This is a genomic window from Pseudomonas sp. LBUM1648 (genome assembly GCF_059716145.1).
Window position 1 is genome coordinate 1,527,458 of record NZ_CP166808.1, and the last position, 12,434, is coordinate 1,539,891.

Consider the following 12,434-nt stretch of genomic DNA (forward strand, 5'->3'; position numbering starts at 1 on the left):
CAAGAAGGAGGGCGCGACCATGAGCCGGATGGCCACCCACGTACGTCGTTTAAGTTTTGTCACCGTTTTAGGGTTATTCGCCAGCAGCGCCTTTGCCCAGTCGCCTGCCGAATTCATCAATGATGCTTCAGCCAAAGGCATGGCCGACATCGAAGCCAGCCGCTTGGCGCACCAGAAGTCCGAATCCAAAGAGGTCAAGGACTACACCATCGTCGTCATCAACGACCGCACCACGGCCAATCAGCACCTGGCGAAAATCGCCAAGAAGCTCGACCTGCCCGTCGCGCCGCGTGACGAAATGGCCGACAAGGCCAAGGAAATGATTCCAGAAGTCAAAGACGGCGCGACCTTCGATCAGGCCTATGCCGCCAGTCAGGTCAAAGCCACGGAAGAAGCCATTCAGCAGATTCAGCAGCAAGCGCAGACCACCGACGTGCCGGAGATCAAAGCCTTCGCCGATGAGATCTTGCCCAAGCTGCAAAACCATCTGCAAATGGCCCGGGCGCTGCAAGCCAGCCGTTAATCTCAAACTTCAAATAAAAACGGCGCCAAGGCGCCGTTTTTGTTGTTCAACACTCATTCAAATCCTGCTTCGGCTTGCTCTTCTCACCCAACCCCTCAAGATTGAAAACCTCTCCCTCACCCATCGTCCGGTAGTGCTTGCGCAACGCTTCCAGCTGCTTCAGATCCAGTGCCTCCAGCCCCAGCATCGCGTTCTGCGCCTCTTTGGTCACCCGTAGCAACTCATCAATCTTCAGATGCAGGATGTCGGTGTCACGGTTCTGCGTGTTCTGGATCAGGAACACCATCAGGAACGTGATGATCGTCGTCGAGGTATTGATGACCAGTTGCCAGGTGTCGTTGAACTGAAAAACTGGCCCGCTCATCCCCCATATCGCAATCAGGATCAACGCGCCCATGAAGGTCGAGGGGCTACCGGCCCAGAGAGCGAGTTTCTGCGAGATCTTGGCGAATTTCATGGCTGTATTCCTTATTGGTAAGCGCTTGAAATACAGACCTCTGCTGAGGTGTGAAAATTCTAATGACAACTCCGCGAACGTTGCTCGACGTTGGTAGGGAGGCCAGGTTTGTCCGTTAGCTGTATCGTGGCGGCACTCGCTTTTCGCCCCCGACAGGAGAACGCAATGAGTTGGTCCGCCAAACAATACGTCGCTTTCGAAGATGAACGCACCCGCCCGGCCCGCGATCTGCTCGCGGCGATTCCCACGACTGACGCCCGGTCAGTGGTCGATATCGGTTGCGGCCCTGGTAACTCGACGGAGTTGCTGGTGCAGCGTTTTGCAGGGGCAAAAGTCAGTGGGTTGGACAGTTCGCCCGACATGATCGACGCCGCGCGCAAGCGCCTGCCGCAGTTGCAGTTTGATGTCGCCGAGATTGATCAATGGGCTGATGAAGGGCCGTTCGATGTGATCTTTGCCAATGCGGTGTTGCAGTGGGTGCCGGATCACGCGTCTTTGCTGCCGGCGCTGGCGGGCAAGTTGTCGGCGGGGGGCAGTCTGGCGATCCAGATGCCGGACAACCTCAACGAGCCATCCCACCGGCTGATGCGCGAAGTCGCCGCGAACGGCCCGTGGGCCGGCAAACTCGCCGGTGCGGCGGGGCAGCGTACCGAGATGGCCAGTGCCAGCGAATACTTCTCGATGCTGCGACCGTGCTGCGCGCGGGTCGATGTGTGGCGCACCACGTATCACCACCAGTTGCCCGGCGGGGCGGCGGGGGTGGTGGAGTGGTTCAAGGGCAGTGGGTTGATTCCGTTTTTGAGTCCGCTGACCGAGACGGAGCGGGCGCAGTATCTGGAGCTGTATCTGGCTGAGGTTGCGCGAGCTTATCCCGCGTTGGCCGATGGTTCGGTGCTGTTGCCGTTTCCGCGATTGTTTATCGTCGCGACGCGCTGAGGGTAATCCTCAGGCGTACTGAATCTGTGGCGAGGGGATTTATCCCCGATGGACTGCGCAGCAGGCCTTTTTTTGGGGGGCGCTGCGCACCCCATCGGGGATAAATCCCCTCGCCACAGTTGTGATTGATCGTTCCTAGCGCTGCACCGCCACCAACATCATCATCGGCCGCTCCCGCTCTTCAGCCAGCCCCGGTTGCGCCGCCACTTCCGCATCGCTCGGCCCCCATTCGTTGACGTGGCGAATGGTAAATCCAGCGCCAATCAGTGAATTCAGTAACGTGCCGACAGTACGGTGCTGCTTGATCACACCGTCGGCCAGCCAATTGGTCACCCGCTCGCCCTCCCTCTGATAACTGTCCAGCGGCCAGCGCTTGCGGCCCTCGCTGTCGACCAGCCAACCGGGATTACGCGGCGCCATGAAGATCGGGTGTTCGATGGAAAACACAAAGTGTGACCCCGGTTTCAGCGCCGCATAAAGGTGCGCAAACAGCCCCGGCAGATCCTTGATGTAGTGCAGCGCCAGCGAGCTGTAAGCCAGGTCGAAACTGCAGGCGGGCAAGTCGAGTTGTTCCAGGTCGGCGCGTTCATAACGGATGTTCGCCGCCGTAGTGGTTTCGCGTGCCCGTTCCAGCATCTTCTCCGAAACGTCCAGGGCCAGGACGCTCGCGGCGCCGTGTTCACTGGCCCAGCGGCTGAACCAGCCATATCCGCAACCCAGGTCCACCACGTTCAGGCCGTGCATTGATGGCAATAGCGCCTTGAGCGCCGGCCATTCCGGCGCGGCATCGAGGCCGCCGATGGAGCGGTTCATCTGGCTGTAGCCCTGGAAAAATTCGGGATCGTCGTAGATGTTTTGAGTCATGGGGAAGTGCTCTTTTGAGTTCGTTCGTCAGCGGCACAGCGGCCGCGATGGGGTTCCCTCGAAAGTGATGACGCGTATTCGTCGATGGCCGCGCAGGGGGAGGGTGGTGGTTGATGGGGAGATGCTAGCGGGTCGGTTGGAAAGTGAGAACCGGGGGAGTGTTGTGGATCTGTAATGTCGGACGGTTCGCCGGTTTTTCTGGATGTGTAAACGCTTTCTGCTGGCTGCGTTTAAAGGCGTTCGATGTTACGTCCTGAAGCCTACAAATCCTTGCGCCGTTGCCTACCGCTACGCCAGAATCCGCCGGCTTGTGCGCCTTGGGGGCGGTCGGTAACTTGGTTCGCGTCACTGATTTCCAGTGAACGGGTTTAGCAGCCAGGCGTTTCCACCACATCGTACGAGCGTCATTCAGCCAGTTTTTCTGTGCTTAATGGTGGCTGTGCGCATGGCACCTTCGGGTGCGCCGGGATTTTGGTGGATTCGCCCGGTCTGCTAACTTGCGTACAGCCGCCACCCTTTCGTGTAGCAGCGGGATGGTTGTGGCCCTATTCGGAATACACCATATGTTCAAAGTTACGCCAAACCCGCCAGACACCGATCCGGCATCCCCCTACGAATCGCCCGGTTCGAAGAAATTCCACGAAGCCGCTGAACGCGCCCTCGACCACTACCTCAGCCCCGCCGCCCAAATCATGGGCTCAACCAACGAACCCGAACCGATGTTCCTCGCCAACCCGAAGTACGACACCGAATCCCTGCTGGCCAACGCCAGCGAAACCCTCGGCTCGGCCACCACCCTGCTCAACAACTTCGCCGCGCAACTCGACACCTCGCACCGCAAGACCGCGCTGGGTATTGCGCAGGTCGTGATGTTGGGTGAATTGGCAGTGAATCAGGCCCTGGATAAGGTTGTGCCGGCGGGGTAATCACAAAATCGTCGATTTGTAGCAGACCCAAAAAACCGGCTCTAAAGGCCGGTTTTTTGTAGTTACGCCTACGAACACTCACGATTCAAGGCGCCAACATCCGCAACGCCGCCGAAGTCAAAAACGCCGAACGGTCCTTCTCCTCCGGATGATGGTGAACGTGAAGATCAATCCGCTCCAGCAAGTAGCCCGGCAGCGTAATACTCACTTTCTGCGGACTTCCGAGGCACCGACTGACATCCGCATCCACCAACGCCCAAACGCAGCCTGCATATTTCGGATTGGAAAAGTGAGTTCCGAGTTTCCCAGCGACCGGAATGGCTGCACCGCTTTCGGCCAGAATCTCGATGTGGGTCTCTATGGCCGCTTTTGCCATCTCAATGGCATTCTCTTGATCCTCTCCTGCAGAAAAACATCCCGGCAGATCCGGCACCTCAACACCCCAGGCACATTCACCGTCACTGGCAGAGATTGCGATTGGATAGAGCATCTGGATCATCCCCTTGAGCACGCGGCGCTTCTGGTCGTTAGAGAGATCAAAGGGTAAAGGGGGATGGCGTATCTGCAACCAACGGTGTGTTTCTGAATCGTTCTGCGCAGACTAAATGGCCAATCTCAAATCCCAGCCACAAAAAAACCGGCCACCAAGGCCGGTTTTTTTCTGTTCCTGCATCCCCCGTCAAAAAACAACGTGAGACAAAAATTCGATTGGAGCGGGTGAAGGGAATCGAACCCTCGTTATCAGCTTGGGAAGCTGGAGTAATGCCATTATACGACACCCGCTCAGAGCGGCTGACTTTGTACCAGACTCGGCCACGGATTTGAAGTTTTCTTTTGCTCGCATGGCGTTGCAACGTTGAAAACGGTCAATCGCGGGCAAGCCCGACGCGTGCTCAGATGCACACATCTCATACCGGCAGACTTGCTCGCGACGACGCTTTTTCAAATGGCCAGTGCATGGTGATCCTGAACAAACGAGTAACGCGTTCGGCTAGCCTGCGGCGCCGGTTTCAGAAAGCCGAGCAGGGCGTTCTGGCTATCGCGGCACGCAGCCTTGTGCTCCATGTCGAGAAAGTGCCCGGTGGCTTGCAGGGTGGTGAAGGTGCTTTGCGCCACATGGTTGCCGAACAGGCGCGCGTCTTCGGCGGCGGTGTATTCGTCCCATTCGCCGTTGAGAAACAGCACAGGTACGTTGATCTTTTGCGCCGCGTTCAGGTAGCACTGACGATCGCTGTGCAGTACGTCGCTGATATGGAAGTGCATCTGCCCGTATTCGTGCTCGGCCAGGCTGCTGACGTGGCGGTAGTTGAAGCGTTTGAACAGCGACGGCAGGTGTTTGCCGATGGTGCTGTTGACCAGTTCGCCGACCCGGTCGCCGTCGCGTTGGCCGAGGTAATCGACGCCGCGTTCCAGGTAGTCGAGCATGTGCGCGTTGATCACCGGTGAGAACGAGCTGATCACGGCTTTTTCGATGCGCCGTGGCTGGTGCGAGAGGGCAACCAGCGTTGCGGCGCCGCCCCATGAGAACGACAGGACGTGCTCGGCGGCGAAGTGGTCGATCAGCTCCAGCAGAATCTGGCCTTCGACGTCCTTCGTCAGATGTTTCTCGTGGCGGTTGTGGGCTTTTGACCGGCCCGCGTATGGCTGGTCGTAGCAGACCACGTTGAATTGCGGGTGCAGATTTTTCACGGTTTGTGCAAACGACGCAGTCGTGGCCATCGAGCCGTTGACCAGGATGATGGTCTTTTCTGCGGCGTCTGCGCGATAGAACTCCGTGTAAACCCGATACTGACCCTGTATATCCAGCACAGCGATTTCTGGCCTCATGTCATAAGACTCCTGGCAAGCAAGCGGGTATGCGCGCAAATAGAGATTGCACGAGCTTTGTGACAGGTAGGCATACGCCTGGAATTTGCTGGCCCATGTCGATCCATGACAACGGTCGACGGGTATTGTTATTGGCGGGCAGTTTGCCGGGGGAAGGCGGAACCTGAGGGTTCTCTACCGGCAAAAAGTTTCTTGGATGTATGTTGTGACTCATCGGTCACAATCTGGCCGACGTCCTGATTCAAGCAGGGGCGGGGGGATCGCGCAAGTGCCGTCGGTAGATTGTTCGACAACTTCTGCTGAGCGGTCGCCTGCTTAGAACAAATGAATCTCTTCGGTGCGCAAAGCACGGTACTCGCCCGGTTTTAGCGCGTTATCGAGCAGCAACGGGCCCATGGATTCGCGGTGCAGGCGCAGGACTTTGTTGTTGAAGTAACCAAACATGCGCTTCACCTGGTGGTAACGACCCTCAACGATGCTAAGTCGCGCCGACCTCGGGCCGAGCAGCTCCAGTTGCGCAGGTTGCGTGGTCAGATCCTCGAAAGCGAAGTAGATCCCCTCGGCAAACTTGAGCGCATATTCCGCGGTGATGTCCTGCTCGGTTTCGACGTAATAGACCTTCGGCAGTTTGGTTTGTGGCTGGGTCAGACGCCGCGACCAGGTGCCGTCGTTGGTGATCAGCATCAATCCGGTGGTGTTGAAATCCAGGCGTCCGGCGATGTGCAAGTCGTCCTTCTCCGGCTCATCCATCAGGTCAAGCACGGTCGGATGTTGTGGGTCGCGGGTGGCGCTGACGCAGCCCGGCGGTTTGTGCAGCATGAAGTAGCGCGCCGGTTTGCCGAGTTGCAGCACGTCGTCATCGACTTCGACGCGGCTGAATTCCAGCACTTCGCTGTGCGGGTCGCTGACGACTTTTCCGTCAACGCGCACGCGCTTTTCCACCAGCAACAGGCGAACCTGCTGACGGTTGTAGCGGGGCAGGTTGCTGAGGAAACGGTCGACGCGCATGTTCAGAATTCGAGAAATGAAGGGGCGCGCATCTTACGGGATCGCCGGTTTGGCCGCTTGCAGTTGCGCCTCAACCTGCGCGCAACGCGGGCACAGGCAGGATTTGTCGCGCAGTGCTGGCGGCAAGGCCTCGAGCACCGCCGGGTCGATGCTCACGCCGTAGCACCAGCAGGCGCGGTCGGCAGTGCGCGGGTCGGCCAGTGTGCAGTCGTTGCGGGCGCCGCAGGCCGGGCAGAGGTCGGGTTTAACGTCGGATTCAGGCATAAGTCGAGTGAGGCATTTCCACGCAGGTGCGGTTACGGCCGGATTGCTTGGCCCGGTACACCGTATGATCGGCCCGTGACAGCGGAGTGTGCAAGGTGTCATCGCCGGATCACCGGCTAAATGGCATCCTTGCAGGCTCACTCCTACAGGATCAGTTCAGGGTTTTCAGATACGCCCGCCACCCGCCCAGATGACTGATATCCACGGCGCCTTCCAAACCATAGGGCTCGCAGATAAACCCGCTCTCCCAACGGCCATCCGCCAGTTGCACCTTGCCCAGCCCGAGCGGGGCCGGAATACCGGTGAGGAACGATCCCAACTCGCTGCTCGGCAACTCCCAGACTTCCACGGCAATCGCCACGCCGCCGTCCTTGACGCGAACCATGCCCGGACGCAACGGCGGACCGCCCGCCAGGGCATGCAACTGGTAATCCGGTGAGCTGTGGGTTGCTTCGATCAGTTGTCCGCCGCGCTGTGTCAGTTGCCAGTTCAATGCCAGCCCTTGCAGATGCGCGCCGCACACCACCAGTCGTGCCCGGTCGTGGCGCGCCACGGTTGCAGGCGTCGGCAGGCTGGCGTCTTGCTGGCGCTGCAATGCATCCGCCACGCTCAACAGATACTGATCGGTGAAGGCTCGGCCAAACAACGTCACGCCCCACGGCAAGCCGTTGGCCATGAACGCACTCGGCACGGCGACGGCGGCGTAATCGAGCAGGTTCATGAAGTTGGTGTAGTAACCCAGTTCGGAATTGCGCAGCACCGGTTCGGCGTCCAGTTCGGCCCGTGTCACGGGGCGGCCGATGGTTGGGGTCAGCACGCAATCGAGGCCTTCGAGTGCCTCATCGCACAGGGCTTTGAGGGCTTGCAGTCGATACTGCGCACGGAACGTCTGCACGCCGCTCACCGCCGGGGCCTTGGCCAGTACCGCACGGATCACCGGCAACACCGCTTCGGGATTTTCCTCCATCAGTTCCCCAGCCACGCTGTAACGCTCGGCGACCCACGGCCCGTCATACAGCAAACGTGCGGCTTCAAGGAACGGTGACAAGTCCAGTTCGACCGCTTCACCCCCCAACGCTTTCAGCCGTTCGATGGCATCGCCGAACAGCAGCGGGCCTTCGACGCAGCCGAAAAATTCAATGTCCTGCGCGCGCGGTACGCCAAAGCGAAAAGGCCTTGGCGCGCCGAACGCCGAGCCGTCGTTCCATGCCGGATTGCGGCGGCTGTATTCGTCGCGCGGATCGAGTGTCGCCGTCAACGCCAGCAACTGACTGGCCTCGCGCGCAGTCGCGGTAAACGTAGTGACGCAATCCAGCGTGCGGCACGCCGGCAGCACTCCCGCCGTGGAAATCAGGCCTTTGCTGGCCTTCAATCCGACCAGATTATTCAGCGCCGCCGGCACCCGGCCGGAACCGGCGGTGTCGGTGCCCAAGGCAAAACTCGCGACGCCCAACGCCACTGCCAGTGACGAACCGGCGCTGGAGCCGCCGGACGGATACTCCGGCAACACGCTGTTGGGGCACGCGCCATACGGTGAGCGGCTGCCGTTGAGGCCGGTGGCGAACTGGTCGAGGTTGGTCTTGCCCAGCGGAATCGCCCCCAGCGCCAACAACTGCTCGACGATGGTCGCCGAGCGCTCCGCTACATAGGCGAACGCCGGGCATGCGGCGGTGGTGGTAATGCCGGCCAGATCGATGTTGTCCTTGATCGCGAACGGCACGCCGTACAGCGGCAGACTGTCCGGTTCGCGACCGTCGAGGGCGGCGAGATAGGGTTCCAGTTCTTCTACGCTGAGCAGGTGGATGAACAGGTGATAGTCAGGATTCAGCGCGGCGGCTTTGTCGCGCAGCATCGCCAGCAGTTGTCGCGGTGTGGTGTCGCCGTTGCGGTAGGCCTGGCGCAGCGCATCGAGTTGCAGATTCATCAGTTGATCCTTTTCCAAATGGGTTCAGTCGAGTTCCAGCACCACGACCCGTTGTCCGGCGCGTACCGCCGAACCCGGCTGCACGCGAATCTCGCGCACCACGCCGGCCATCGGTGCGAGCAGCGGAATTTCCATCTTCATCGACTCCAGAATCACCAGCACATCGCCGGCCGCGACACGGCTGCCGGCCTCGACCTGCACCTGCCAGAGGTTGCCGGCGATGTGGCTGTCGACGCTCTGCTGACCGTCGGCCAAAGGTGCGTCTTCGGTTGATTCGGGCACGGCTTCTTCACTGTCGAAATGTGCCTGGCCGCTGGCGATCCAGCGTTCGCGCTCGGCGCTGAATGCGCTCTGTTGTTGGCTACGAAACGCGCTGATGCCTTCGGCTTCACGATTGAGAAAGGCCTGGTAATCGGCGAGGTTGAGCTGGCTGTGTTCGATGTTCAGATCGAATCGGCCGAGGGGGAAATCCCGGCGGATGCGCAGCAGTTCTTCGGCGCTGACCGGGTAAAAACGGATCTGATCGAAAAAGCGCAGCAGCCATGGTTTGCCGTCGAATGCCGCGACGTCGCGGTAGCGATTCCACATCTGCAACGTGCGCCCGACGAACTGGTAGCCGCCGGGGCCTTCCATGCCGTACACGCACATGTAAGCGCCGCCGATGCCCACCGAGTTCTCGGCGGTCCAGGTGCGCGCCGGGTTGTATTTGGTGGTGACCAATCGGTGCCGCGGATCAAGCGGCGTGGCCACTGGCGCGCCGAGATAAACGTCGCCAAGGCCCATCACCAGATAGTTGGCGTCGAACACCGTGCGCTGGACTTCGTCGAGGTTGGGCAGGTCGTTGATACGGCGGATGAACTCCAGATTGCTCGGGCACCAGGGCGCGTCCTTGCGCACGGTGGTCATGTATTTTTCGATGGCCAACTGGCAGGCCGGGTCATCCCAGGACAGCGGCAAATGGACGATCCGTGACGGCACCTGCAAGTCTTTGGCGGCGCACACCGCGTCCCATTCTTCGGCGACGATGCCGAGCAGATCCGCCAACGGCAGTTGTTCGGGCTGGTAGTGCACTTGCAGCGAGCGGATGCCCGGGGTGAGGTCGATCACGCCTTGCAGGGCTTTGCGTTCCAGAGCCTGCATAAGGGCGTGGGCGCGGAAGCGCAGAACCAGATCGAGCTCGGGGGCGCCGATTTCCAGCAGCAGATGGGTATCGCCGGATACGCGCCCAACGAGGCGCATATCACCCTGACCCAACTCCAGAACCACAGGCGACAAAAGCCCCTGTAGGAGTGAGCCTGCTCGCGATGAAGTTGATGCGGTGTCTGATCTGGCCTCATCGCGAGCAGGCTCACTCCTACATTGATCCCAATAGCTGGCGAGATCGCGGGCGGTTGTGAGGTCGACCGGGATGAACTGGATCTTGTCCCCGGCCTTGAGCTGGCCGAGCTGCCACAGATCCGCTTCGATCACCGTCACCGGGCAGACGAAACCACCCAGGCTGGGGCCATCCGGGCCGAGGATCACGGGCATGTCGCCGGTGAAATCCACCGCGCCGATGGCGTAGGGATTGTCGTGGATATTCGAAGGGTGCAGGCCGGCCTCGCCGCCGTCGGCACGAACCCACTCGGGTTTGGGCCCGATCAGGCGCACGCCGGTGCGGCTGGAGTTGAAATGCACCTCCCACTGAGTGGCGAAGAAGGTGCCGATGTAGTTTTCGGTGAAGTATTCAGGCGCCGCGTGCGGGCCGTAGATCACACGAATCTGCCGCACTGCTGGCAACGCAGTCACATGTTGTTCGGCCAGTTGCTGCCCGGCGCTGTGATCGATCAACGCAGGCACATGCAACACGTCACCAGCGCGCAACGCGCGACCGCCATGCCCGCCAAACTGGCCGAGGGTGAAGGTGCTTTTGCTGCCCAGGTAATCCGGCACCTGCAAGCCGCCACGCAGGCACAGATAACTGCGCGCTCCGGCGCCGCTGATGCTGCCAAGGTTCAACGTCGCGCCGGCCGGGATCAGCAGCGCGGTGTTCATCGAAACGGCTTCACCGTCGAGGGTCAGGGCAATTGGCGCGCCCGTCACCGCCACCACCGCCGCGCAGTTGAAGCGCAGCAACGGGCCACTCATGGTTATTTCCAGCGCCGCTGCACCGTCGGCATTACCGAGCAGGCGATTGCCCAGACGCAGCGCGCGGCTGTCCATCGGCCCCGAGGGTGGTACGCCGACGGCCCAGTAACCGAGACGACCGGGATAGTCCTGCACACTGGTTTGCGTGCCGGCGCTGAGCACTTCGAACGTGTTGGCGCGGTACACCAGCGCTTCCAGGCAACGGGTCCACGGCTGACCGCTGGCGAACGGTGCGTCGAGCACAATCTGGCGCAGATAATCGCGGTTGGTTTCGACGCCGTACAACACGCTGTCACCGAGTGCCTGATGCAATTCGGCACGGGCCTGCTCACGGTTGGGGGCCCATGTGATGACTTTGGCGATCATCGGATCGAAGTACGGCGGGATCTCGCAGCCCGCCTCGACCCAGGTGTCGATGCGCAGTTGAATGCCGTTGGCCGGTGGAAACTCCACGGCGGTCAGCAGGCCCGGGCTCGGCTGAAAATCACGCCCCGGATCTTCCGCATACAGGCGCGCCTGGATCGCATGGCCTTCTGGTTTCAGCCCTTGATACAACACGCTCAGCGCAGGCAAATCACCCGCCGCCAGTTCAACCATCCAGCGCACCAGATCCACGCCCCACACCTGTTCGGTGACGCCGTGTTCGACCTGCAAACGGGTATTCACTTCGAGAAAGTAGAAACGCTGCGCATCGCTGTCGAAGACGAACTCAACGGTGCCGGCGCTGCGGTAATTCACCGCTTTGGCCAGTTTGATCGCCGCCACGCACAACGCGTCGGCCATGCCGTCCGGCAGGTTCGGCGCCGGGGTTTCTTCGAGGACTTTCTGGTTGCGCCGCTGGACCGAGCAGTCGCGCACGCCGAGGGCGATGACTTCACCCTGGCCGTCGCCGAACACCTGCACTTCCAGATGCCGGGCGCGCTGAATGTACTTCTCGATGAACACTCCGGCGTCACTGAAGTTGTTCTGGCCGAGGCGTTTCACCGCTTCGAACGATTCGCTCAGTTCGCTGGCGCTGCGGCACACGCGCATGCCGATGCCGCCCCCGCCGGCGGTGCTCTTTAGCATCACCGGGTACCCGACCTGTTCGCCGGCGATCAGTGCGGCGTCGAGGCTGTCGAGCAGTTCGGTGCCTTCAAGCATCGGCACGCCGTGTTGTTTGGCCAGCGCGCGGGCGGTGTGTTTGAGACCGAACACCCGCAGTTGCTCGGGTGTCGGGCCGATGAAGGCGATGCCCTGAGCTTCGCAGGCTTCGGCGAACGCGGCGTTTTCCGAGAGGAAGCCGTAGCCGGGATGAATCGCCGTAGCGCCACTGGCTTTGGCAATCGCGAGGATTTTATCCACCGCCAGATAAGTGCCGGCGGCGGCACCCTCGCCGAGGCTGTGGGCTTCATCGGCCTGCATCAAGTGCAGGCTGGCGACGTCGGCTTCGGAGTACACGGCCACGCCTTTGACCTGCAACTCGCGCAGTGTGCGCAGAATCCGACAGGCAATGGCGCCACGGTTGGCGATGAGGATTTTTTCGAACATGGCATAACCCCTGAAGGGGATGCGGGCCGTCCCGCAGTTTTTCGAAAG

At 60.7% G+C, this 12,434-nt stretch carries 11 protein-coding genes and 1 tRNA gene; 3 read left to right on the plus strand and 9 right to left on the minus strand.

The window, feature by feature from the left end:
* Positions 1–19: 19 nt before the first annotated feature.
* Positions 20–523 carry a DUF4142 domain-containing protein gene (locus tag ACA043_RS06980; protein WP_497658875.1) on the plus strand — a complete coding sequence of 168 codons (504 nt, stop codon included), beginning with the start codon at positions 20–22 and terminating at the stop codon, positions 521–523.
* Between the two features lie 46 nt (positions 524–569).
* On the opposite strand, the gene ACA043_RS06985 is transcribed toward ACA043_RS06980, so the two are convergent.
* The gene (locus tag ACA043_RS06985) at positions 570–980 is read right to left on the minus strand and encodes a low affinity iron permease family protein (protein ID WP_187680130.1); all 411 of its coding nucleotides are present in this window, start codon (positions 978–980) and stop codon (positions 570–572) included.
* A gap of 165 nt (positions 981–1,145) precedes the next feature.
* Here ACA043_RS06985 and tam point away from each other — a divergent pair, with 165 nt between their 5' ends.
* Positions 1,146–1,916: a trans-aconitate 2-methyltransferase gene (gene tam / locus ACA043_RS06990; RefSeq protein WP_497658876.1), complete on the plus strand. Its 771-nt coding sequence runs from the start codon at positions 1,146–1,148 to the stop codon at positions 1,914–1,916.
* 135 nt (positions 1,917–2,051) lie between these two features.
* Here the strand turns inward: tam and ACA043_RS06995 are convergent, their stop codons facing one another.
* Positions 2,052–2,780: a class I SAM-dependent methyltransferase gene (locus tag ACA043_RS06995; protein WP_497658877.1), complete on the minus strand. Its 729-nt coding sequence runs from the start codon at positions 2,778–2,780 to the stop codon at positions 2,052–2,054.
* Positions 2,781–3,343: 563 nt separating this feature from the next.
* Here ACA043_RS06995 and ACA043_RS07000 point away from each other — a divergent pair.
* Positions 3,344–3,706 (plus strand): DUF6124 family protein, encoded by a 363-nt coding sequence (locus ACA043_RS07000; protein WP_489878400.1) that lies wholly within the window; start codon positions 3,344–3,346, stop codon positions 3,704–3,706.
* An 85-nt stretch (positions 3,707–3,791) separates the two neighbouring features.
* Here ACA043_RS07000 and ACA043_RS07005 read toward each other — a convergent pair whose 3' ends face one another.
* From ACA043_RS07005 to uca, 7 genes are all read right to left on the minus strand, one after another.
* Positions 3,792–4,196, minus strand: coding sequence for a type II toxin-antitoxin system HicB family antitoxin (locus ACA043_RS07005; protein WP_497618200.1), 405 nt, complete (start codon positions 4,194–4,196; stop codon positions 3,792–3,794).
* Positions 4,197–4,415: 219 nt separating this feature from the next.
* Positions 4,416–4,489: transfer RNA gene (locus ACA043_RS07010), tRNA-Gly, on the minus strand.
* A gap of 159 nt (positions 4,490–4,648) precedes the next feature.
* Positions 4,649–5,533, minus strand: a complete 885-nt coding sequence (locus tag ACA043_RS07015; protein WP_497658878.1) for an alpha/beta fold hydrolase — start codon at positions 5,531–5,533, stop codon at positions 4,649–4,651.
* Between the two features lie 315 nt (positions 5,534–5,848).
* Positions 5,849–6,541, minus strand: coding sequence for a pseudouridine synthase (locus tag ACA043_RS07020; RefSeq protein ID WP_497658879.1), 693 nt, complete (start codon positions 6,539–6,541; stop codon positions 5,849–5,851).
* Between the two features lie 33 nt (positions 6,542–6,574).
* Positions 6,575–6,805, minus strand: a complete 231-nt coding sequence (locus tag ACA043_RS07025; RefSeq protein ID WP_187680140.1) for a cysteine-rich CWC family protein — start codon at positions 6,803–6,805, stop codon at positions 6,575–6,577.
* A 151-nt stretch (positions 6,806–6,956) separates the two neighbouring features.
* The gene (gene atzF / locus ACA043_RS07030; protein WP_497658880.1) at positions 6,957–8,729 is read right to left on the minus strand and encodes an allophanate hydrolase; all 1,773 of its coding nucleotides are present in this window, start codon (positions 8,727–8,729) and stop codon (positions 6,957–6,959) included.
* Positions 8,730–8,753: 24 nt separating this feature from the next.
* The gene (uca, locus tag ACA043_RS07035) at positions 8,754–12,386 is read right to left on the minus strand and encodes an urea carboxylase (protein ID WP_497658881.1); all 3,633 of its coding nucleotides are present in this window, start codon (positions 12,384–12,386) and stop codon (positions 8,754–8,756) included.
* Positions 12,387–12,434 lie beyond the last annotated feature (48 nt).